Source organism: Streptomyces asiaticus (assembly GCF_018138715.1).
In the GTDB taxonomy this organism is placed as follows: Bacteria; Actinomycetota; Actinomycetes; order Streptomycetales; family Streptomycetaceae; genus Streptomyces; species Streptomyces asiaticus.
In genome coordinates this window covers 911444-932973 of sequence record NZ_JAGSHX010000006.1, presented here as the reverse complement: position 1 = coordinate 932973, position 21530 = coordinate 911444, and the positions used below count along the sequence as shown (strand labels likewise).

Below are 21530 nucleotides of genomic sequence, written 5' to 3'. Positions count from 1 at the left end.
AGCTCCCATGTCCCGTCTGCCCACCCCCATCACCCGTCCGGCGCCCCGCACACCGGCCCGTCCCGCACGCCGCAGAGGCCGCCAGGAGGCCGCCACCGCCTGGGCGTTCGTCCTCCCCTCCGTCCTGGTCATCCTGGGCCTGAGCGTCATCCCCGTCCTGTGGTCCCTGCTGCTGTCGTTCCAGTACAGCGACCTCCTCACCCCGAGCGTCTGGGTGGGCTGGGACAACTACCGCCAGCTGGCCGACGATCCGCAGTTCGGCCAGGCCGTGCGCAACACCCTGGAGTACACGGCGCTGTACGTACCGCTGAGCATCGGTCTGGGGCTGGTGCTCGCGCTGGTCCTCAACCGCCGGATCAGGTTCGCCGGTCTGTACCGCACGCTGCTCTTCGTGCCGTTCGTGGTCTCGGCCGCCGCCCAGGGCGTGCTGTTCTCCTTCATCCTCGACCCGGAGTTCGGCGCGGCCAACTCGCTGCTGCACCGCCTCGGAGTCTCCCCGCAGGGCTTCCTGTCCGACCCGGGCCAGGCGCTGCTGGTCCTGGTGGGCATCTCGCTGTGGAGCGGCACCGGCTTCTGCGTCGTCATCTACCTGGCGGCCCTCCAGGACGTGCCCCGCGAGCTCACCGAGGCCGCCACCCTGGACGGCGCGGAACGCCGTCATGTGCTGCGCCATGTCACCCTGCCCACCATCGCGCCGGTCAGCGTGTTCCTGCTGCTCTGGCAGACGATCAGCGCCCTACAGGTCTTCGACCTGGTGTACGTGACGACGAAGGGCGGTCCGCTCGGGTCCACCACCGTGATCGTCTACTTCGTCTGGGAGCAGGCGTTCCGCAACTTCACCGCCGGTTACGGGGCCGCCGCGGCCTACGTCCTCGGCGTCGCCCTGCTGGTGGCCGCCGCGGCGCTGCGGCTGGTCCGGCGCCGTGGCGACCACCGCATCGAGGGAGCCACGTCATGACGGATCGGTCCTCCTCACGGCGGTGGCCGCGGCTGCCGTTCAGCCCGTGGCATCTGCTGCTCGCGCCACTGGCGCTGCTCTTCGCCGTACCACTGATCTGGCTGGGGCTCAGCTCGGTGATGAGCGACGCGGAGATCAACCGCTTCCCGCCCGCGCTCTGGCCCTCCGGAATCCACCTGGGCGGCTACCGCTTCGTGCTCGGCAACGCGATGTTCCCGCGCTGGTTCGCCAACTCCCTGATCGTCTCGGCGGTCGCGGTCGTGTCCAATCTGCTGCTGGGGACGCTGGGCGGCTACGCCTTCGCCCGGATGCGGTTCGGCGGGTCCCGGGTGCTGCTGGTGCTGATGCTGGCCACCATGGCCATCCCGTTCCAGCTGACGATGATCCCGACGTTCCTGGTGATGCGGAAGCTGGGGCTCGTCGACACCCTCGGGGCGCTGATCGTGCCGTCGCTGGTGACGCCGTTCGCGGTGTTCCTGCTGCGGCAGTTCTTCCTCTCCCTGCCCCGGGAGCTGGAGGAGGCCGCCTGGATCGACGGGTGTTCGCGGCTGCGGGTGCTGTTCCAGATCGTCGTCCCGCTGTCCCGCCCGGCGCTGAGCACGGTCGCCGTCCTGACCTTCCTCACCACCTGGAACGACCTGTCCTGGCCGCTCATCGCGCTGAACCACGACGCCAACTACACCCTCCAGCTGGGTCTGACCACCTTCCGGGGGCAGCACCACACCCAGTGGTCGGCCGTGATGGCGGGGAACGTCATCACCGTCCTGCCGGTGCTGCTCGCCTTCCTCGCCGCCCAGAAGACCTTCGTCCGGTCGATCACCTCCACCGGCCTCAAGGGCTGACCGGCACCGCCCAGCCCTCCCTCACCCTTCAGGAACCCGTATGCCACCCACCTTCGACCTGCTCGTCATCGGGGACGCCAACCCGGACGTCATCGTCGGACCGCTCGACACCGCGCTCGCCTTCGGCCAGCGCGAACAGCTCGTCGACAGCGGCGCGCTCACCCTCGGCGGATCCGCCGCGATCACCGCGTGCGGCGCCGCCCGGCTGGGGCTGCGCGTGGCCTTCGCCGGACGCGTCGGGGACGACGGCGCCGGACACTACATGCGCGACCGGCTCGCGGCGCACGGCGTCGACGTCAGTGGACTGCACCTGGACGGCGGCCTGCCGACACCGCTCACGGTCATCGTGACCCGCGGGGACGACCGGGCCATCCTCACCGCGCCGGGCACCCTCGCCGCCACCTCGGGCCGCGACATCCCCCCACACCTGCTGACCTCGGCCCGGCATCTCCACGCCGCGTCCTTCTTCCTCATGCCGGGGCTCGCCGCCGATCTGCCGGACCTGTTCGACACCGCCCGCGCGGCGGGCGCCACCACCTCGCTGGACACCAACGACGACCCCTCGGGCCGATGGGACCCCGCCGCGCTGGCGCCCGTCCTCGCCCGGACCGACCTCCTGCTGCCCAACGCCGCCGAGGCCCACCGGCTGGCCGGCACCGACGGCACATCCGTCGTGGCGGCCGCCGAAGTGCTCGCGCGGCAGGTCCCGCTGGTGGCCGTCAAGAACGGGGCGGACGGCGCCCTGTGCCACGACGGCCGGACCCTGCACACCACCGCCGGGATCCGTGTCACACCCCAGGACGCCGTCGGCGCGGGCGACAGCTTCAACGCGGGCTTCCTCGCCGGACGGCTCACGGGCCGGCCGATCGCCGAGGCGCTCGACCTCGCCGCCGCCTGCGGTGCGCTGTCCACCCGCGCCGCGGGCGGCACCACCGCCCAGCCCACCTGGGACGAAGCCCTCACCCACCTCACCGCCAACGGAGACCTCCCGTCATGATCAACCCCAAGATCGTGCTGATCGGCGCGGGAAGCGTCGTCTTCACCCAGGGCCTGCTGGCGGATCTCTTCGCCTTCCCGGAGCTGAAGACCGCGCGGATCGCCCTGCACGACATCGATCCGCAACGCCTGGCCACCGCCGAGGCCGCCGCGCGCTACATCGCCGAGCGGCGGGGCGCCGCCGCGCACATCACCGCACACGCCGACCGGCGCGAGGCGCTCGACGGCGCCGACTTCGTCATCAACCTCGTCCAGATCGGCATGGGGGAGGCCACCCGGATCGACTTCGAGATCCCGGCGCGCCACGGTGTGCGGCAGACCATCGGCGACACCCTCGGCGTCGGCGGCATCTTCCGCGCCCTGCGCACCTTCCCGTTCCTCAAGGCGCTGGGCGAGGACATCGCCGCCGTATGCCCCGGGGCATGGCTGCTCAACTACACCAACCCGATGGCCATGAATGTGCAGTACCTCGTGGCGGCCACCGGTCTTACCCGGGTGGTCGGCCTGTGCCACTCGGTGCACTGGACCATCCACGACCTGTGCGACCTGCTGAAGGTCCCCTTCAACGAGGTCACCTACCGCGCCGCCGGGGTCAACCACCAGGCGTGGGTGCTCCGTCTGGAGCACGACGGCACCGATCTCTACCCCCGGCTGGACGCGCTGATCGCCGAGAACGAGCAGCTGCGGCGGCGGGTCCGCGTCGACATGTACCGGCGGCTCGGCTACTACCCGACCGAGACCAGCGAGCACTCCTCCGAGTATGTGCCCTGGTATCTGCACCACGACAGCGAGATCGAGCGGCTGCGGCTGCCCGTCGGCGCGTACCTCGGCATCGTGGACGAGAACGTCGCCGCGTACGAACAAACCCGCGACGCCCTGGCGACCGGCGCCCCCATCGACGTCGAGGGGACCATGGAGTACGCCCCGCAGATCATCCACTCCATGGTGACCGGCACCCCCAGGACCGTCTACGGCAATGTGCCCAACCACGGCCTCATCGAGAACCTTCCGTCCCACGGCGTGGTCGAAGTGCCGTGTCTGGTCGACCGGTCCGGGGTGCGGCCGACCCGGGCCGGTGCGCTGCCGCCGCAGCTCGCCGCGCTCAACCGCACCTACCTCAGCATGAACGACCTCGTGGTGCGCGCCGCCCTGGAGAACGAGCCACGCCACATCCGGCACGCGGCCATGACCGACCCGGCGACCGCCGCCGCCCTGCGTGTCGAGCAGATCTGGGAGCTGTGCGACGAGATGGTGCGCGCACACCGCGAACGGCTGCAACCGGCGCTGCGCGCGACCCTCGCCCTCTGACCCCAGTCATCTGACAATACGAAGAATAGTGTGCCAAGCGACTCACGCAGTGCCGTCGGTCGCCTCGCGGAGCACGTCCCGCACCTGGCCGCGCAGCCATGCGTGGGCGGGGTCGCTGTCGTGCCGGTGATGCCAGGTGAGGACCACCCGGGTCGGTGGCAGCTCCAGCGGGAGCCGCCGGGTGACGAGGCCGAGCCTCGCCGAGGCGGGTCGGCAGACCCGCTCGGCGACGACGGCCACGGCGTCCGAACGGGACACCACGTCCAGCGCCGCGGCGCTCGTCGGCAGGGACGCGATCACCCGCCGTCGCAGCCCCCGTTCGGCGAGGGCGTCGTCGATGGCGTTGTGCAGTCGGCCCCGGCGCGAGACGGTCACGAAGGTCATGCGGACGAGCCTGTCGAGGCCGACCCGGCCCTTGGCGAGCGGATGCCCCCGTCGCAGCGCCAGGACCAGCCGGTCGGCGCCGACCACCTCGGAGGAGATCTCCGGGCGGCCCGGCTCGTCCGCGCCGATCTCCAGATCGACCTGGCCCCGGGCGAGGTCGGGCTGGTCGGCGGCGGACTCGGCCAGCAGGCTCAGATGGATGTTCGGGGCGGTGGCGCCGACCCTGGCGATCAGCGGGGCGGCGAGGGCGGCCAGCAGCGCGTCATGGCCGCGCACGGTGAAGTGCCGGTTCAGGGCGGCGAGGTCGAGCCGGCGCACGGGAGTGAGCACGGCGGTGGCCCGCCGGACCAGATCGCGGGTCTCCTCGCGCAGTTCGAGGGCGCGCGGGGTCGGGACCATGGTGCGGCCGGCGCGCACCAGGATGTCGTCGCCGGTCGCGCGACGGATCCGGGCCAGCGTCCGGCTCATCGCCGGTGGCGAGAGGTTCAGCCGGTCCGCCGCGGCGGTCACGCTGTTCTCCTCCAGCAGCGCGTCGAGCGCCACGAGCAAGTTGAGATCCACGTGCGCCACGGTAAGGCAAGCGCCGGTGGGATTGCGCACGGCGTCATGTCTCACCCGACCCCGCGGCGGGTGCGGCCCCCGCCGCCGGGCGGGGGCCGCGGATGTGCCGGGTGTCAGCGGGTGTACACCTCGGCGCGGTCCACGCTCACGAACGAGGCGCCCGACTGGGCGTTGTGCTCGCCGGTGACCCGGATGCGCAGGGTGTGGCGGCCGGAGGCGAGCCGGGGACTGAGGTACTGGAGCGTCTCGCCGGTGCGGATCGCACCGTAGAAGTCCACGCGCTGCTCGGGGCCGCCGTCGATGCTGAGGGCGGCGATGCCGTTGCCGGTGTCGCGGACCGACAGCAGGGCGATCCGGGTGCCGGTGAAGGAGAACGTGGCGGTGTTGCCCGCCCGGTCGCTCCAGTGGTCGTCGCTCCAGAAGCACTGGGTGGCGCAGCCGGTCCCCGAGTTCCAGGAGCCGGTGTACGACACGCTTCCGTCGCCGCTGGACCGGCCGTCGTCATTGATCCAGTACGTGCCCGCTCCCGGGTCGCCGGACGGCAGGTCCTGGGTGGCGCCCATGGCGAGCGGGCGGCCCAGGTTCGGGCTGCCGTCGGCGTTCCAGGTGATCTTCTGCGCGCGGGTGGTGCGGTTGCTGTAGGTGTTCACCGACGTGGTCTTGGCGTGGTAGACGATCCAGTCCTCCTTGCCGTCGGGCGAGCGGAAGAACGCGTGGTGGCCGGGGCCGTAGACGCCGTGGTCATCGGCGCGGGAGAACACCGCGCCGGAGCGCTGGGTCCAGTTGCCGGGCACGAGCGGGTCGGCGGTGGACGGCAGGGACATCATCCAGACCTGGTAGTCCGGCTTGCCGGTGTCGCAGGTGGAGTACGTCATCCAGGTGCGGCCGTTGCGGTAGAGGAACTCGGGGCCCTCGCGCACCTCCGGGCAGCCGCCCGCCGCGTTGATGGCGACCGCGTTGCCCGAGACGGTGTACGGGTTGGACATCGGGGCGATGTTGAGGCCGTTGTGCTGGTACTGGTTGATACCGGAGTAGGCGAGGTAGAGGCGTCCGTTGTGCTCGAGGATGCCGGGGTCGATGGCGAAGTCGGCGGAGTGGTTGGGCGGCGTCAGACGGGACGTGAAGTGGTACGGGCCCGCCGGGTCGTCGCGGTCCGACTCCAGCACATAGAGCCGGTGGTGGTCGTCGGTCCCGTCGTCGGCGGTGTAGTAGAGGTACCAGCGGTTGCCGAAGCGGTAGAACTCCGGAGCCCAGATGTGCTGGTTGCGGGAGGCGTCGGTGTCCGTCCACACGGTGATGGGGTCGGCGTCGAGCAGGCTGCCCAGGGAGGTGGAGCGCCACATCCGGATGCTGTCGCCCTGCGTGGTGGTCAGGTAGTAGTTCCCGCTCCAGGTGGCCACGAATGGGTCGGGGCCGGTGTTGAGGGGGTTGCGGAAGGTGCCCGCGGCGGCGGTGTGCGGGGCCGCAGTGGCCGCGGGCGGGCCGGAGATCAGGCCCCACAGGACGGCGAGCAGGGCGGTGAGCAGCGCCGCCCGGCGGCGGGTGGTGCGAGGGCTCATGGGCGCTTCCTTGCGTCGATGCGAGTACGGCTCGTGCGGGTTGGCTCGTGGGGGAGGTGTCACAGGCCGTCCGCGGCCGTCAGCGCGCCGAGGGCACTGGCCTGGGTGCGCCAGTCCACCTGGTTGGGGCTGGTGCCCGCCCAGCGCTGGCCGAGCCGGTTGAGGGGGTCGCGGTCGGTGGCCCAGATCGAGTCGGCCTGCTTCTTGATGTACGCCCGGTAGCCGGCGGACCCGGTGGCGTCCGCGAGGTCGGCGAAGTGGCGCATGAAGACGCCCTTGAACTGCTTCTGGTTGTCGTCGCAGGAGTTGCCGCCGGTGTCGCAGGACTCGGTGAGGACGCCGTCGCGGGTCAGCGCCGCCGAGGTGGTCGCGGCGTCGGCCAGGCGGCGGGCGGTGTCCAGGTACCGGGTGTTGCCGGTGGACCGCCACAGCTGGGTGAAGGCGCCGATGGCGAGGCCCTGGTTGTAACTCCACACGGTCTGCGCGTTGTTGCGGCAATCACCGGTGAGCCCGTCGTTGACCAGGCCCGCACTGTTGATCAACCCACTGCCCAGGTACCAGGTCGCCGCCGTGGCCGCCCGGCCGCCCCATACGGTGTCGCCGGAGATCCGCCGGTGCAGTGACGTGGTCAGCCACAGGTACAGCCCGTTGGTCACGGCGTTCTTGTAGGTGCGCTCCCGGTCCCACCACACACCGCCGCCGCAGCTGCCGGTGTCCCAGTACTGGTGGACGTAAGTGGCGATGGTGACCGCCTCGTCCAGGTAGCGCCGCTCGTGGGTGTGGTCGTACGCGGCCAGCCAGGCCACGCCCCACCAGGCCGCGTCGTCGATGGCGCGGCTGATGAAGTGGCCCTCCACCGCGTCGGAGCTGCGCTCGCCCGGGGCGAAGGTGCCGCGGTTCTGCTCGAAGGTGCGGGCGATGACCCAGTCGTAGTCGTGCCGCCCGGTGCGCTGGGCGAAGTCGATGAGCGAGGTGACCGCGACGGCCGAGTTCCACCAACTGCTGCGCCACCAGCCCTCGTACGGGTGGTACGAGGCCATCAGCGCGTCAGCGGCGGCGCGCGCCCGGCTCGGCGCGGGTCTGACCCAGGCCGTGCAGCTGCCTTCCTGGTGGCTCGCCTCACGTCCGCACGCCCGGACCGCGCCGCCGAACATCAGCCCGCGCGGATCCCGGGTGGCGAACATGGCCGTCCGTGTCGAGGTCTTGCCCGACGCCACGCTCGTACGGCCGAGGGAGGAGCCCTCGGGCCAGGTGGCGCCGGTGTCCCAGGAGCGGTCCAGCCAGATCTCGTCGCCCGTGCCACCGCTTTCGATGACGCCCCACGCCATCGCGTTCTTCTGGTCGACATGGAGGCTGATGGTGCGCCCGAACAGGGTGGTGGCGGGCACCGGGCGGTCGTCGCCCGCCGCGGTGGCGGGGTCGGCGCCGTCGCAGAGCGAGCCGTCGCACACCTTCGGGTAGACCCAGCCGGTGCAGGTGACACCGGCGGCGTCGGCGCAGGCGCGGATCCAGCCGCGCCGGTGTCCCACCGGGTCGGTGAGGTTGTACATCAGGGTGCGGGTGCCGGTCCAGGTGCCGGGGATGCTCGCCTTGCCGAGCAGGCCCTCCCAGGTGGCGCCCCGGTCCCAGGACCGGTCGAGCCAGACCGCATCACCGCTCACACCGTTGTCGATGCTGGCCCAGGCCATGGAGTCGGGGTCGGAGACGTGCAGCTTCAGGATCCGGCCGCCCAGGTTCACCTGCGGTACGGGGAAGGTCTCGCGCTGCGCCTTCGAGGGGTCGAGGGTGTCGCACGCCAGCGCGCAGACCGCGGTCGCGGCACGGGACGGCGTGGGGAGGGCGACCAGACCGGCCAGGGCGATGGCCAGGGTCAGAAGTCCGTGGAGGACACGGTGGAGCCGCGCTGACATGACGTACCCGCCTTTCCGTGGGGGGCCGTGCGCATGAGCGTGGAGGAGGAGTGAAGTGGCGGCTGAACGTGGGGGAGGAGAGACGGGCGGCCGCCCGCGCGGGGGCGGCCGCCGGAGGGCGCGGGCCCCTTCGGCCGGGGCCCGCGGCGGTCGTGCTAGGGAGCCCAGGGCGACTCGATCGCCCAGGTGGTGTCCTCGGTGAAGCCGGCCGGGTTGTCCCAGGCGTGGCTGCCGCCGGACTGGGCCAGCCACAGCTCGGCGTTGATGTGCCGCAGATACTGTCCGGGGAAGTTGGCGGCTGACATCCGGATGCCACCGCTGCCCTGGGTCGGGCACCAGGTGGCGTCCTCCTTGGACACGGTGGAGCCGTCGCCCGCCTCGCGCCGGACGCGGAAGTCGCGGTGGCGCAGATACTCACCGGGGTAGTTGCGGGACTCGAAGGAGTAGCAGAGCTTGTTCGCGAGACCCTGCCGGACCGTCCAGGTGGCGTCCCGTTTCAGCAGATCGGCGCTGGCCGCGTTCACCACCTCCGTGAAGCCCAGCCCGTCGTAGTGGCGGATGTAGCGGTCGGTGTAGCCGGGGGTGGTGACCCGGATCGACACGTTCTGCCCGACGGGCAGTTTCACCGTGGCGCCGGCCGACCGGGAGGCCGCGATGAGGGCCTGGTTGGCGGCCCGGACCCGGGCCTGGTCGACCTTCACCACTTGGCGGTCGTAGGACATCAGCCCGTTGGCCTCGTTCTCCACGTCCGTGATCTGGGTGTAGACGGAGGCCGACAGGCCACCCGCGGGCATGCCGCTCTCCCGGATGCCGTCGAGCAGGCCGACGAGCCGGTTGTTGAGCGCGGGGATGCTCGGCTGGTCCTCGTAGCTGAACCCGCCACCCGGATACCACTCATGGCCGGGCACCCGGTAGCCGAGGCCGCCGTACTCCCCGAGCACCGAGGCGCGCACCGGCTCCGTCGGAGTGTTGCCGGGCCCGACGTAGTTGTGGTTGTCGATGACGTCGCCGTTGCCGCCGTCCTTGGCGGCGCAGCAGTTCACGCCGCTCATGTTGTCGACCAGGCGCGAGGGGTCGTACGCCTTGACCATGTCGGCGATGCGGGCCTGGTCGTACTGGCCCCAGCCCTCGTTCTGGTCCACCCACTGGATGAGCGCGGGCGAGCTGCGGTGCTGGTCGATGATGGCGCGGTACTCGCTCTCCCACTGGGCGCGGGCCGCGGTGTCCGGGGTCTTGCCACTGTCCATCGAGGGCATGTCCTGCCACACCAGCAGCCCGAGCCGGTCCGCCCAGTAGAACCACCGCTGCGGCTCGACCTTGATGTGCTTGCGGACCATGTTGAAACCCAGGTCCTTGTGTTTCTGGAGGTCGTACTTGAGGGCCTCGTCGGTGGGCGCGGTGTAGATGCCGTCCGGCCAGTAGCCCTGGTCCAGGGTGCCGGTCTGGAAGACGAACGTGCCGTTGAGCACCGGCCGCCGGACCCCGCCCACGTCCTTCACCGCGATCGACCGCATGCCGGTGTAACTGCCGACCTTGTCGGCTCCGGCGGCGCCGGTCAGCTCGGCCGTGACGTCGTACAGGAACGGGTCCTCCGGCGTCCACAGACGGGCGTTCGGCACCGGCACGGAGAGCTCGCCGCCCACGGTGCCGGTGGCGCTGCCGACCGTCGTACCGCCGCTGGAGACGGTGACCTTGACGCCCGCGCCGTCGGCTCCTCCGGCGCCGCGCACCGTGACCCGCAGGGTGTTGTCCGCCAGGCGCGGGACCATGTCCAGGCGGGTGATGTGCGCGGGGGCGGTGGGCTCGAGCCAGACGGTCTGCCAGATCCCCGACGAGGCGGTGTAGACGATGCTGTGGCCGGGGTGCGGGGTGACGTCCTGGACGCGCTGCTTGCCGATGGCCTGACCGCCGGTCTCCGTGGGGTCGTACACGGAGACGACGACGGTGTTGGTGCCGCCGTTCAGCAGGGGCGTGATGTCGTAACTGAAGGCGTCGTAGCCGCCGCGGTGGGCGGCTCCCGCCTGTTTGCCGTTGACCCGGACCGTGGTCTCCCAGTCGGACGCGCCGAAGTTGAGCTGGACGCGGCGGCCGTTCCAGCCGGAGGGGACCGTGAAGGTGCGCCGGTACCAGAGCTTGTCATTCTGGGTGATCTCGCGCTGGACGCCGGAGAGCGCCGACTCGGGCACGAACGGCACCCGGATCCGCTCACCGAACGTGGCCGGCTGTCCGGCGTCGCGGGAGGTGACCGCGAAGTCCCAGATCCCGTTGAGGGGGGACCAGTCGGGCCGGGTGAGCTGCGGGCGCGGATACTCCGGCAGCGGGTTGTAGACCGGGACCTGGTTCGTCCATGGAGTCGTCATCGGGGAGGGTTTGGGATCCCAGGCCTGGGCGGCGTGGGAGGGGCCGGCGCCGGAGACGAGCAGACCGGTGGCGGCCAGCGCGGGGACCACGGCGGCCGCCACGCGCCGCCGCCAGGTCCGTCTTGGACGGAGGGAGGGGAAACGAAGGAACAAGTGTTTCAGCACGCTGCTGCTCCATGGTCCGGTTGGCGCCGCCGCCCGGAGGACGGCGGAACTCTTCCACAGGGAACACTTGCTGCACGCATTACCAGAGCACTCACTCCAGTGTTTGTCCATACCTTGGGACAACGTTGTCGGCGAGGCAGGGTCGCATGCGGAGCGGCAGCGCGCGGGAGGGGACCTAGATCGCTCGGGACGGCCCGGAGGCGTCCCCAGGTGACCAGCGGGGCCGGATGCCCGCGATATGACAGGTCATGAAGTACAGCGGAATCGGCGGGGTGTACGGCGAGTCGTCCTGGGGGTGATGGATCAGGCGGGGGAGGCGGGAACGCCCGGAGTACTCGCCGCTCAGGTCGGTCATCCGCGCCCCGACCGCGTAGCTGGTGAACGGCGGCCAGGCGACGTCGATGTTCGACCCCGACGGCACGATCCACCACCACCGCTGGTCGTCGGCGAAGACACAGCCGATGCGGGGCAGACACTTCATGACCCGCCTGCCGATGTCCGTGGGCATCCCCACCGCGTCGTATCCCAGTCTGGCGGGCAGTCCGTCGGGGAGTCGCAGGCGTCCGCGGTGGCCTCGCCAGAGGCGCGCCGCGCCGAGTGACGGGGCCTCAGGCATCTCGCGTGTCTCAGGCGCCTCAGGGGCAACAAACTGTCGGTCCATGAGTCAGTGACACTCTTCCGTGCGCGACGGCAGCTCGGCCCATACGATCCGCCCCGGCCCGTGCGGGGCGTCCCTGACGCCCCAGGCGCTGCTCACCGCGCCGACCAGCAGAAGCCCTCGTCCGCAGTGCTCATCGGGGTCGGGGGTGCGGGGCGCGGGGAGGGTGTGGGCCCGGATCTCATCCTCGACCTCGAGGCGCAGCAGTCCCGCGCCGACGCTCAGCCTGCACTCCAGGTGATCGCTGCGCGTGTGTGTGATCACGTTGGTGACCAGCTCGGAGACCACGAGGAGCGCGTCATCGCACACCTGGGCGCTCACGCCCCAGGCGCGCAGCCGCTCGCGCACGGCCGCGCGGACCGTGCTCACCGACGAAGCGGTGGACGGAAGCCGTAAAGCACATCCCGGGTGGGTGTCCTGCTCCCGGGACGTCCGAAGGGGAGTCAGGGGAAGGGCGAGGGGAGCCACGAGCGGCCGCCTTTCGTCTGCCTGCGCATCATGACCGTGCCGTTCCCGCACTGCGCAGTGCCTACGGACGTACCCACGCAAGCGTTCCCACCGTGATCGGACGGTGTGACCACTGTGACAGGTGCAACGAACGACTTGCAAGCGGTAAGTTGAAAATTGCAAGTTGCCATCGGGGGGATGTCGTTCGCGCGGTCGGCGACCGTGACAGACTTCAGCCGTAGCCCGGTGTGGGGAGGTAGAGCGTTGGCGGCGGAAACCGCATGGGGCGGTGCCCCCTCTGTCCTCCGCATGATCCTCGGCAGGCAGCTGGAGGAGCTGCGGACGCGTGCCGGCCTGACCTACGACCAGGCGGGCGCGGCGATCGGGGTCAGCCACTCCACGATCCGCAGGATGGAAGCCGCCAAGGTGGCCCGGCTCAGACTCGCGGACGTGGAGAAGCTGCTCCAGACGTACGGCATCACCGACCGGCATGAGCTCGACACCTTCCTGAAGTCGGTCCGCGAGGCCAACAAGCGCGGCTGGTGGCACACCTACCGCGATGTGATGCCGGACTGGTTCGCCGCGTATCTGAATCTGGAGCAGGCGGCGCTTCAGATCCGCGCCTACGAGGCGCAGTTCGTGCACGGGCTGCTCCAGACCGAGGACTACGCCCGTGCGCTGCTCAGCGCCGGAAATCCGCACGCTCCGTCGGAGGCCACCGAGCGCCGGGTCGCCCTGCGGATGCAGCGCCAGGAACTGCTGTCCCGGGAATCCCCTCCCCGGCTGTGGGTCGTGATGGACGAGACGGTGCTGAGGTGGCCGGTCGGGGGCCCGGCCGTGATGCGCGCCCAGATCGACCATCTGATCGAGGTCAGCGCCCTTCCCCAGGTGACCGTGCAGATCATGCCGTTCGGGAGCGGACCGCATCCGGCCATGCGGGCCGGTGCGTTCCATGTCTTCCGGTTCAGGGCCCCGGAGTTGCCCGACATCGTCTACCTCAGCGGCCTGGTCGGCGCGGTGTATCTGGACAAGGAAGACGACGTGGTGGTGTATCGCGAGGTCCTGGACCGGATGGGCGCCCAGTCGGTGCCCGCCAGGAAAACCGAGGCCGTCCTCGGCGCAATTCGCAAGGAGCTCTGAAGTGCACCACCACATACGCAGCGGCATGCCCTCCCACCACCTCGGCGCCCTGGGCTGGTCCAAGCCGTGGAGCGACGACGCCGGGGGTGCCTGCGTCGAGGCCAAGAAGCTGCACGGCGGACGGGTGGCGCTGCGCCAGTCGACCGACCCCGACGGCCCCGCACTGGTTTTCACCACGAACGAGATGACCCGGTTTCTGGCGGGTGTGAAGGACGGCGACGCCGACTTCCTGTTTTAGCCGCCACGGCACCACATCCTTCCCGGTCGCGCGGGCCCGTCCAGGCCCGCGCGACCGGGGGCCACACCAACAGCGAACTGACGATCCACTGGGAGGGGACGCCTTGAGCGACAACGGATGGTCGGCCGACCGCATCGACACCGAGAGCGCGCATTCGGCACGTATCTACGACTACATCCTCGGCGGTAAGGACTACTACCCGGCCGACAAGGAAGCGGGCATCGCCATGTCCCGCGAGTGGCCCGCCCTGCCGATCCATATGCGGGCCAACCGCGACTTCATGAACCGAGCCGTGCGCTATCTGGCCGAGGAGGCGGGCATCCGGCAGTTCCTCGACATCGGCACCGGCATCCCGACCTCGCCCAACCTCCATGAGATCGCCCAGGCGGTGGCCCCGGACTCCCGGGTCGTCTACGTGGACAACGACCCCATCGTGCTCACGCTCTCCCAGGGCCTGCTCGCCAGCACCCCCGAGGGCAGGACCGCGTATGTCGAAGCGGACATGTGCGAGCCCGCCACCATCCTGCGGGCCCCCGAACTCCGCGAGACCCTCGATCTGACGCAGCCGGTCGCCCTGACGGTGATCGCCATCGTGCACTTCGTCCTGGACAAAGACGACGCCTACGGAATCGTCAACCGCCTCCTGGAGCCGCTGCCCTCCGGCAGCTACCTGGCGATGTCCATCGGCACCGCCGACTTCGCGCCGGACGAGGTGGCCCGGGTCGCCCGTGAGTACGCGGCCCGCGACATGCCCATGCGGCTGCGCACCGAGGCCGAGGCCGAGCGGTTCTTCGACGGCCTCGAGCTGGTCGAGCCCGGCCTCACCCAGGTCCACAAGTGGCGCCCGGACGCCACCGCCACCGAGGACATCAAGGACGAGGACATCGCGATGTACGGGGCGGTGGCCCGCAAGCCCTGACGTCGTTGCCCGACGCCGTTGACCGGTGGGCCCGGCGCCGTGTCCGGGCCCACGCCGACTGCTCCTCGGCTCAGCGGGAGGGGTGCCGTTCCCTCGGCTCAGCGGGAGGGGTGCCGTTCCCTCGGCTCAGCGGGAGGGGTGCCGTTCGCGATCGGCCGCTCGCCGCGGCTGACCGGCCGGGAGGACCGCGCGCTGCTCGGGGCTCCAGGTCTCGCGGGTGGACAGCACCCCGAGGAGTCCCACGAGCGCGATGCACACATAGAGTCCGGCCGGGCCCGCCCAGCCGAAGGACTCCGCGAGCAGCACGGCGAGGAACGGCGCGAAACCGGCCACCGACGCCGCGGTCTGGTAGCCGAGGGACGCCCCGGACGTACGGGTGGCGGTGTTGAACAGCTCGGCGAACCAGGCGGCTTGGGTGCCCGTCAGCGCCGCGTGGATCACCCCGATGCCGATCAGGAAGATCAGCACGATGAGCACCGGAGCGCCCGTGTTGGCCATCAGATACATCGGGAAGCCGAAGACCGCGGCCAGCACGCATGCCACCAGGTACACCGTGCGGCGGCCCACGCGGTCGGTGAGCGCGCCGGAGAGCACGGTGGTGGCGGTGGCGAGCAGGCTGGCGGTGACCACTCCGGCGAGCGCCACCCCACGGTCGCCGTCGTCGCGGTCGGTGATGTAGGAGAGGAGATAGGTGGCCGTCAGGTAGTAGGCGCAGGACTCCACCACGCGCAGCGCGATGATGCGCAGGATATTGCGCCAGTCCTCGCGCACCACGCTGAGCAGCGGGTTGCGGACGGTGGTGCCCTTCGCCCGGGCGGCCTCGAACTCCGGGGACTCGGTGAGCTTCATCCGGATCACCACTCCGGCCACGATCAGCAGGGCGCTGGCCAGGAAGGGCAGCCGCCAGGCCCAGTCGGAGTCGAGGGTGGAGGAGAGCAGGAAGGCGATGTTGGCGAGCGCGATGCCCAGGGGGTTTCCGGCCTGCGGTATCGCCGAATACAGGCCGCGGCGGGTGCGGGGCGCGTGTTCGTACGTCATCATCACGGCGCTGCCCCACTCGGCGCCGAACGCCAGCCCCTGGACACAGCGGATGACCACCAGCAGTACCGGCGCTGCCACTCCGACCTGCTCATAGGTGGGCAGCATGCCGATCAGGACGGTGGCGATGCCCATCGTGAGCAGGGCGCCGACCAGGACCGGCTTACGCCCGTGACGGTCTCCGAGGTAGCCGCCCACGGCCCCGCCGATCGGGCGCATCAGGAAGCCGACGCCGAGGGTGACGAAGGCCAGCAGGGTGCCGACCACCGGGTCCGAGTTGGGGAAGAAGGCGTCGCCGAAGTAGAGGGCGGACGCGGTGCCGTAGGCGACGAAGTCGTAGTTCTCGACGCAGGTGCCGACGGCGGACGCGAGGGCTGTCCTGACGCGTCCTCGTGCGGCGGGCGGGGGCGGGGGCGGGGGAGACGAGGGTGAGGCAGGAGCGGTCATACCGGTTCCCTTCGAGCGGAGGCGTGCCGGGGACGGGGTGTGCCGGGGACGGGTGTGCCGGGGACGTCGGATGTGGCCGGCGGGGATCAGATGTGTTCGGCGAGCTCGCGGGCCGAACGCAGCTCCAGATCGCGGAGCTTGGCCACGCGGCGCACGGTGTCGGCGTCGTCGTCGAACGTCGCGCCGAGGAACGCCTCCAGGACCTCCGTGGCCATGGCGGGTCCGATGAGCCACGCGCCCATGGCGAGCGCGTTGGCGTCGTCGTGCTCGACGGCCTGGTGGGCGGAGTACACGTCATGGCCGAGGCCGCACCGAATGCCCGCGATCTTGTTGGCGGCCATCAGCGCCCCCGCACCCGTCCCGCACACCAGTACGGCGCGGTCGGCATCCCCGCCGCGTACGGCGTCGCAGGTGGCGAAGGTGATGTCGGGGAAGTCGACGGGGGTGTCGGTGTCGGGACCGAAGTCGGCCACCTCGTGTCCCAGACGTAGCAACACCTGGCGGACGTGTTCCTTGAGGGTCAGCCCCGCGTGGTCGTTGCCGAGTGCGATGCGCATGGTCAGCCTTTCGTCGGTGCGTCGGGCAGGGTGAGCCGCCCCGCGGACGCCACGCCGAGGCGGCGGGACCGCGGGGTGGGCGGGTCCGCGGAGTGCGCGGGTTATGGACTGTGGGTTACGGACTGTGGGTTACGGGCTGCGGGTTATGAACGGGGCGGGTCGTCAGGCGGAGGGGCGACTGGCAGCGGTGTGCGGTCGCGCCGCCGATGACCGGCGGGGGATCAGCCGCATCGGCAGGACGACCGACTCGGCCGTACCGCCGTCGATGACATCGAGCAGGAGCCGCATCGCGGTCGCCCCTAAGGCGCGGGCATCGTGGGCCACCACCGTGAGCGGGGGATCGAGTTCGCCGAACCACTCGATGTCGTCGAAGGCGACCAGGGCCAGATCCTCGCCGATCCGCAAGCCCCGTTGGCGCACCTCGGCCAGGGCGCCGACCGCCATCAGGCTGTCGGCGGCGAGCAGCGCGGTCGGCGGCCGGTGGTGCGCGAGGAGTTTCGCGGCCGCCGTGCCACCGCTCGCCCGGCGGAAGTCCCCCGCCGTGATCAGCGCGGGGTCGTCGTCCAGGTGGTGGCGGGCGATCGCCTCCAGGAACGCGCTGAGCCGCGCCCGCCCGGTGGACACCGACGGCGGTCCGCCGATGTATCCGATGCGGGTGTGGCCCTGCTCGGCGAGATGGGCGACGGCGAGCTCGACGCCCTGTGCGTTGTCGGCCGTCACGCTGGGCACATCGAACCCGTCGACGACGCGGTCCACGAAGACCAGTGGCACCCGCGCCTCTTCCAGAGCGCGCAGATCGCCACGGCCCTCTCCCTGGGGAGCGATGATGATGCCGTCCACCCGCTGGGTGAGGAACACATCCAGGTAGGTGTCCTGTTGTGCGGTGTCCTCGTTGGCGTTGGCCAGCAGTGTGACGTACGACGAGGCGAGCGCGGTCTGTTCGGCGCCGTGGGCGATGTCCGCGAAGAACGGGTTGCGTACGTCGGAGACGAGCAGCCCCACCGCATGGCTGCGCGCCGAACGCAGCGCCTGCGCCCGGGCGTTCACCCGGTAGCCGAGCTCGGTGGCCGCCGCCCGCACCCGTTCTCGGGCCGCGGGTGAGGTGGCCGAGTGACCGGAGAGCACCCGCGACGCGGTCCCCACGGAGACACCCGCGCGGGCTGCGACGTCCTTGAGGGTGACGGTGGCGTCCACATGCGACCTTTCTACTGGGGCGGGCTCGTGCGGGTGCGGCGAACTCGCTGCCCTGGTGGTGAGGTTGGGGAGTTGACGGCAGGGGCGGCGGGCTCCGGAATCGATTCCATGGAATCGATTCCAGCGGGGATCTTGGTGGACGCGCCCAGCCGAGTCAAGAGTTCTCACAAGGCTCGTTCGGCCGTCTCAGCCAGTGGTCGCCCGCCCGGCCCGATATGAGCCGTCGCGCGGACCTCCCGGGGCGCTACGCCCGCCGGCTGTAGCGGCGCTCCGGGCGCCCGGCGGTGCCGTAGCGCAGGGAGACATCGGCGTGGCCGGTGGCGTGGAAGTACTCCAGGTAGCGGCGGGCGCTGACCCGCGAGATGCCGATGGCGGTGGCCGCCTCGGCGGCGGAGACGGTGCCGTCCGCCTCGCGGAGGGCGCGCTCGACGAGCTGGGCGGTCTCCACGCTCAGACCCTTCGGGAGGGCGCCGCCCGCCGGGGGCGCGAACGCCCCGGCCAGGACGCGGTCCACATCCGCCTGGCCACGGACGACCGTGGTGAGCAGCCGCCCGCGCTGGGTCGCATAGCGTTCCAGGCGGGGCTGGAGGTCCTCGTAGTCGAAGGGCTTGAGGAGGTAGTCGACCACGCCCTGACGGACGGCGCCGCGCACCGCGTCGGCCTCCCGCGCCGCGGTGATCACCATGACGTCGCAGTCGTGCCCGGCGGTGCGCAGCCGGGGGATGACGTCCAGGCCGAAGAGGTCCGGCAGATAGAGGTCGAGCAGGACCAGGTCGGGCCGGAGCGCGTCGACCGCCTCGATCGCCTGCTCGCCGGTGTGGGCGGTGCCGACGACGCGGAACGGCGCCACCCGCTCCACGAAGGTGCGGTGAACGCGCGCCACCATGAAGTCGTCGTCCACGACGAGCACATCGATCGTGCCGGCCGACTCGGTCATCGGGTCGCTCCTTCCGCCACCGCGTCGGCGGGGTGGCTGACGGACATGCGGGCGCTGAACATCGCGCCCTGACTGGTGTTGGTCACCGCGATTTCACCACCGCGCCGCTCGCAGACGAGCCGGGTGAGCGCGAGTCCGATGCCACGCTCGCCCTCCCGGGCGGCCTTGGTGGTGAAGCCGTGGGCGAAGACCTCCTGGGCGAGTCCGGGGGCGACGCCGGGGCCGGAGTCGCGCACCACGATCTCCACACTGGTGTGGTCCTGGCGCAGCTCGACCTCCACCCACGGCTCGTCGCCGGCCCCGCCGCCGTCCTTGTTCCCACCGCCGTGCTCGGACGTGGCTGCGTCGATGGCGTTGTCGACCAGGTTGCCGACCACGGTCGCCACATCGGCGGCGTCCTCGGGTGTCAGCCGGTCCAGCGCGGTGCGGTCCGAGAGGCGCAGGGCCACCCTCCGCTCGGCGGCCTGGGACGCCTTCGCCATCAGCAGGGCGGCGATGGCGGTGTCCCGGACCCGGCGGCCGATGGACATGTCGAGCGACTGGCGGCGCTGGTTCAGCGCCCGGATGTAGCGCACCACCTCCTCCTGCTCGCCGATCTGGATCAGCCCGGAGATGGTGTGCAGCTGGTTGGCGAACTCATGCGTCTGCGCGCGCAGCAGCTCGGAGGTGGAGCGGAAGGAGCCGATCTCGCGTTCCAGCCTCGCCAGCTCGGTGCGGTCCCGCAGGGTGGTCACGGAGCCGAGCGGCCGACCGTCCTTGACCACGGTCATGCGGTTCATCACCAGGACCCGGCCGTGCCGGACCACGACCTCGTCCTTCGGGTCCGCCGATTCCTTCCGCGCCCCGGCGAGGACGTCCAGCAGCCGTCCCTCGATGCCGAGCTCGGCCAGGTTGCGGCCGACACAGTCCTCGGGCAGGTCCAGCAGCCGCCTGCCCATGTCGTTGACGAGGGTCACCCGGTGCTGCGGATCGAGGGCGACGACGCCCTCGGCGATGCCGTACAGCATCGCCTCGCGGTGCTCGGCAAGGCCGGTGATCTCGCGCGGCTCCAGGCCCAGCGTCTGCCGTTTGACGCGCCGGGCGAGCAGCCAGGAGCCGACGACGCCGAGCGCGCTCGCCACGCCGAGGTAGACGGGCAGATACGAGGACGCGCCGCTCAGCCGCTGCCACACCGTGGGGGACGCCTCGCCGATCATGACCGTGCCCAGATGCCGCCCCAGGTCGTCCCCCGTCGCGCCGAGCACCGGCACCTGCGCCACCAGCTCCCGGCTGCCGTCCCAGTCCAGCGTGCCCGACCAGCCACGGCCCCGGCCGACCCCCTCGCCCAGCGGCAGCCGGTCGCCGAGCACGGTGGGATTCGTCGAGCTGACGACGCGCCCGTGGCGGTCGGCCACCGTGACGGACGTCACCCGCGACTGCACCCGCGCCGAGTACACCAGCGGGGCCAGCGCCTCCGCCGGCGACGGCCCCACCAGCCTGCTGCGCACCAGCGGCTGGGCGGCCAGCTGCTCGGCGAGCGCACCGACCCGGCGGCCCTCCACCCGGTTGAAGGTGGCCTCCGACTGCGCGAGCGAGACCGCCGCCACCGCCATCAGCACCACCACGACGATGGCGAGCTGGAGGAGCAGCATCTCGCCCGCGAGCGTTTGGCGACGGAACGCGGCGACCACAATGAACTCAATCTCTCCTGCTGACACAACCTGGGCGCATTGTCCACCAGGCCGCACAATCATGGCGTCCGCCGTATGGGAAGCGAAAGGGAGGTGCCATGAGACGTCGCACCGGCACCCGTACCCGTACCCGCGTCCTGTCCGGCGCCCTGGCCGCCGTGCTGTCCCTGCTCGTCGGCGCCTGTGGCACCTGGCCGGGCACCGGGGACACCCGGGACGACGGGCTGCGGATCCTGGTGCCGAACACACCCGGAGGCGGCTACGACACCACGGCCCGGACCGTGGCCCGGGTGCTGGAGGAGACCGGGACCACCTCCGGCATGGAGGTGTTCAACCTGCCCGGGGCCGGTGGCACGGTCGGTCTCCAGCGCGTCGTGGACGAACGGGGCAACGGACGGCTCGCCCTCCAGATGGGCCTCGGCGTGCTGGGCGCGTCCCATGTCGCCCACGCGAAGGTGACCGTGGCGCGGACCACCCCGATCGCCCGCCTGATCGAGGAGCCCGAGGCGGTGGTGGTCCGCGAGGACTCGCCGTACCGCACCATCGGGGACCTGGTCGCGGAGTGGCGGAAGCACCCGGGAGACGTCACGGTCGGCGGTGGCTCGTCGCCGGGCGGCCCGGACCACCTGCTGCCCATGGCGCTGGCCCGCGCCGTCGGCATCCAGCCGAAGACGGTGCGTTACGACGCCTACGACGGCGGTGGCGGCGATCTGCTCCCCGCGCTGCTGGACGGCCGGGTCGACTTCGCCACCAGCGGCATCGGCGAGTTCCTCGACCAGATCGCGGCCGGGCAGCTCAGGGTGCTCGCGGTCACCAGCGACCGGCCCGTGGCCGCGCTGCCCGGTGTACCGACGCTGAAGGCGGCCGGGATCGACCTGGTCTTCGACAACTGGCGGGGGATCGTCGCCCCGCCCGGCATCAGCTCCGCGGACCGCGAACGCTGGATCGCGGTGCTGACCGCGCTGCACACCTCCCGGCAGTGGAAGGCCGAGCTCACCCGCCACGGCTGGACCGACGCCTTCACCACGGGTGGCGCCTTTGCCGCGTATCTGGCCCGGCAGGACAAGAACGTGGCGGAGCTGGTCGGACACCTGGGACTGGACTGACCGAACACCCCGCCGGGCGGCGGCCGCCACACGCCGTTCCCACCCTTGTCGCCTCTCACTCTTGTCGCCCTTGAACCACACCCCCTGACCCACCCATGCCCTGGTGGCGTACGAACCCCCCGCATGCCCTGGTACG

The 21530-nt window shown here is 71.3% G+C and carries 19 protein-coding genes; 8 read left to right on the top strand and 11 right to left on the bottom strand.

What is annotated here, in order from left to right:
- Positions 1–7: 7 nt before the first annotated feature.
- The 4 genes from KHP12_RS11685 to KHP12_RS11670 are packed head-to-tail and all read left to right on the top strand — an operon-like array spanning position 8 to position 4104.
- A complete protein-coding gene (locus tag KHP12_RS11685; protein ID WP_086882949.1) occupies positions 8–958 on the top strand; it encodes a carbohydrate ABC transporter permease in 951 nt (316 codons plus the stop codon).
- Positions 955–1800: a carbohydrate ABC transporter permease gene (locus KHP12_RS11680; RefSeq protein ID WP_086882948.1), complete on the top strand. Its 846-nt coding sequence runs from the start codon at positions 955–957 to the stop codon at positions 1798–1800. The genes KHP12_RS11685 and KHP12_RS11680 overlap by 4 nt, the downstream gene beginning before the upstream one ends.
- A 40-nt stretch (positions 1801–1840) precedes the next feature.
- Positions 1841–2797, top strand: coding sequence for a carbohydrate kinase family protein (locus KHP12_RS11675; RefSeq protein ID WP_086882947.1), 957 nt, complete (start codon positions 1841–1843; stop codon positions 2795–2797).
- Entirely contained in the window at positions 2794–4104 is a 1311-nt protein-coding gene (locus KHP12_RS11670) for an alpha-glucosidase/alpha-galactosidase (RefSeq protein ID WP_086882946.1), read from the top strand. The genes KHP12_RS11675 and KHP12_RS11670 overlap by 4 nt, the downstream gene beginning before the upstream one ends.
- 42 nt (positions 4105–4146) lie before the next feature.
- Here KHP12_RS11670 and KHP12_RS11665 read toward each other — a convergent pair whose 3' ends face one another.
- The 6 genes from KHP12_RS11665 to KHP12_RS11640 all read right to left on the bottom strand — a co-directional run bounded on the left by KHP12_RS11665 (position 4147) and on the right by KHP12_RS11640 (position 12148).
- A complete protein-coding gene (locus KHP12_RS11665; protein ID WP_086882962.1) occupies positions 4147–5049 on the bottom strand; it encodes a LysR family transcriptional regulator in 903 nt (300 codons plus the stop codon).
- Between the two features lie 113 nt (positions 5050–5162).
- Entirely contained in the window at positions 5163–6608 is a 1446-nt protein-coding gene (locus KHP12_RS11660) for a family 43 glycosylhydrolase (protein ID WP_211832914.1), read from the bottom strand.
- 59 nt (positions 6609–6667) lie between these two features.
- Positions 6668–8518, bottom strand: a complete 1851-nt coding sequence (locus KHP12_RS11655) for a glycoside hydrolase family 76 protein (RefSeq protein ID WP_086882945.1) — start codon at positions 8516–8518, stop codon at positions 6668–6670.
- A 155-nt stretch (positions 8519–8673) separates the two neighbouring features.
- On the bottom strand, positions 8674–10980 hold the full coding sequence (locus tag KHP12_RS11650) for an AbfB domain-containing protein (RefSeq protein ID WP_086882944.1): 2307 nt from the start codon (positions 10978–10980) through the stop codon (positions 8674–8676).
- Positions 10981–11218: 238 nt separating this feature from the next.
- Entirely contained in the window at positions 11219–11659 is a 441-nt protein-coding gene (locus tag KHP12_RS11645) for a hypothetical protein (protein WP_245010220.1), read from the bottom strand.
- A gap of 48 nt (positions 11660–11707) precedes the next feature.
- Complete coding sequence (locus tag KHP12_RS11640; protein WP_210610515.1) at positions 11708–12148, bottom strand: ATP-binding protein; 441 nt, start codon at positions 12146–12148, stop codon at positions 11708–11710.
- A 264-nt stretch (positions 12149–12412) separates the two neighbouring features.
- Here KHP12_RS11640 and KHP12_RS11635 point away from each other — a divergent pair, with 264 nt between their 5' ends.
- From KHP12_RS11635 to KHP12_RS11625, 3 genes are all read left to right on the top strand, one after another.
- A complete protein-coding gene (locus tag KHP12_RS11635) occupies positions 12413–13288 on the top strand; it encodes a Sco1979 family transcriptional regulator (protein WP_037953671.1) in 876 nt (291 codons plus the stop codon).
- A gap of 25 nt (positions 13289–13313) precedes the next feature.
- A complete protein-coding gene (locus KHP12_RS11630; protein WP_086880251.1) occupies positions 13314–13526 on the top strand; it encodes a DUF397 domain-containing protein in 213 nt (70 codons plus the stop codon).
- Positions 13527–13629: 103 nt separating this feature from the next.
- Positions 13630–14445, top strand: a complete 816-nt coding sequence (locus tag KHP12_RS11625) for an SAM-dependent methyltransferase (RefSeq protein ID WP_086880250.1) — start codon at positions 13630–13632, stop codon at positions 14443–14445.
- A 126-nt stretch (positions 14446–14571) separates the two neighbouring features.
- Here the strand turns inward: KHP12_RS11625 and KHP12_RS11620 are convergent, their stop codons facing one another.
- From KHP12_RS11620 to KHP12_RS11600, 5 genes are all read right to left on the bottom strand, one after another.
- Complete coding sequence (locus KHP12_RS11620) at positions 14572–15930, bottom strand: MFS transporter (RefSeq protein ID WP_086880249.1); 1359 nt, start codon at positions 15928–15930, stop codon at positions 14572–14574.
- Positions 15931–16016: 86 nt separating this feature from the next.
- On the bottom strand, positions 16017–16487 hold the full coding sequence (locus KHP12_RS11615) for an RpiB/LacA/LacB family sugar-phosphate isomerase (RefSeq protein WP_086880248.1): 471 nt from the start codon (positions 16485–16487) through the stop codon (positions 16017–16019).
- A 162-nt stretch (positions 16488–16649) separates the two neighbouring features.
- A complete protein-coding gene (locus KHP12_RS11610; RefSeq protein ID WP_086880247.1) occupies positions 16650–17681 on the bottom strand; it encodes a LacI family DNA-binding transcriptional regulator in 1032 nt (343 codons plus the stop codon).
- A 244-nt stretch (positions 17682–17925) separates the two neighbouring features.
- Entirely contained in the window at positions 17926–18618 is a 693-nt protein-coding gene (locus tag KHP12_RS11605) for a response regulator (protein ID WP_138916359.1), read from the bottom strand.
- Positions 18615–20288 carry a sensor histidine kinase gene (locus tag KHP12_RS11600; protein ID WP_086881109.1) on the bottom strand — a complete coding sequence of 558 codons (1674 nt, stop codon included), beginning with the start codon at positions 20286–20288 and terminating at the stop codon, positions 18615–18617. Before KHP12_RS11600 ends, KHP12_RS11605 begins: the two co-directional genes overlap by 4 nt.
- 98 nt (positions 20289–20386) lie before the next feature.
- On the opposite strand from KHP12_RS11600, the gene KHP12_RS11595 reads away from it, so the two are divergent.
- Positions 20387–21394 carry a Bug family tripartite tricarboxylate transporter substrate binding protein gene (locus tag KHP12_RS11595; protein WP_086881108.1) on the top strand — a complete coding sequence of 336 codons (1008 nt, stop codon included), beginning with the start codon at positions 20387–20389 and terminating at the stop codon, positions 21392–21394.
- Positions 21395–21530 lie beyond the last annotated feature (136 nt).

Coding starts and splice junctions, on each gene's coding strand:
- KHP12_RS11605 (WP_138916359.1), bottom strand. CDS start 18,618: ATGACCGAGTCGGCCGGCACGATCGATGTGCTCGTCGTGGACGACGAC.
- KHP12_RS11630 (WP_086880251.1), top strand. CDS start 13,314: ATGCCCTCCCACCACCTCGGCGCCCTGGGCTGGTCCAAGCCGTGGAGC.
- KHP12_RS11675 (WP_086882947.1), top strand. CDS start 1,841: ATGCCACCCACCTTCGACCTGCTCGTCATCGGGGACGCCAACCCGGAC.
- KHP12_RS11645 (WP_245010220.1), bottom strand. CDS start 11,659: ATGCCTGAGGCCCCGTCACTCGGCGCGGCGCGCCTCTGGCGAGGCCAC.
- KHP12_RS11615 (WP_086880248.1), bottom strand. CDS start 16,487: ATGCGCATCGCACTCGGCAACGACCACGCGGGGCTGACCCTCAAGGAA.
- KHP12_RS11680 (WP_086882948.1), top strand. CDS start 955: ATGACGGATCGGTCCTCCTCACGGCGGTGGCCGCGGCTGCCGTTCAGC.
- KHP12_RS11670 (WP_086882946.1), top strand. CDS start 2,794: ATGATCAACCCCAAGATCGTGCTGATCGGCGCGGGAAGCGTCGTCTTC.
- KHP12_RS11655 (WP_086882945.1), bottom strand. CDS start 8,518: ATGTCAGCGCGGCTCCACCGTGTCCTCCACGGACTTCTGACCCTGGCC.
- KHP12_RS11660 (WP_211832914.1), bottom strand. CDS start 6,608: ATGAGCCCTCGCACCACCCGCCGCCGGGCGGCGCTGCTCACCGCCCTG.
- KHP12_RS11620 (WP_086880249.1), bottom strand. CDS start 15,930: ATGACCGCTCCTGCCTCACCCTCGTCTCCCCCGCCCCCGCCCCCGCCC.
- KHP12_RS11685 (WP_086882949.1), top strand. CDS start 8: ATGTCCCGTCTGCCCACCCCCATCACCCGTCCGGCGCCCCGCACACCG.
- KHP12_RS11595 (WP_086881108.1), top strand. CDS start 20,387: ATGAGACGTCGCACCGGCACCCGTACCCGTACCCGCGTCCTGTCCGGC.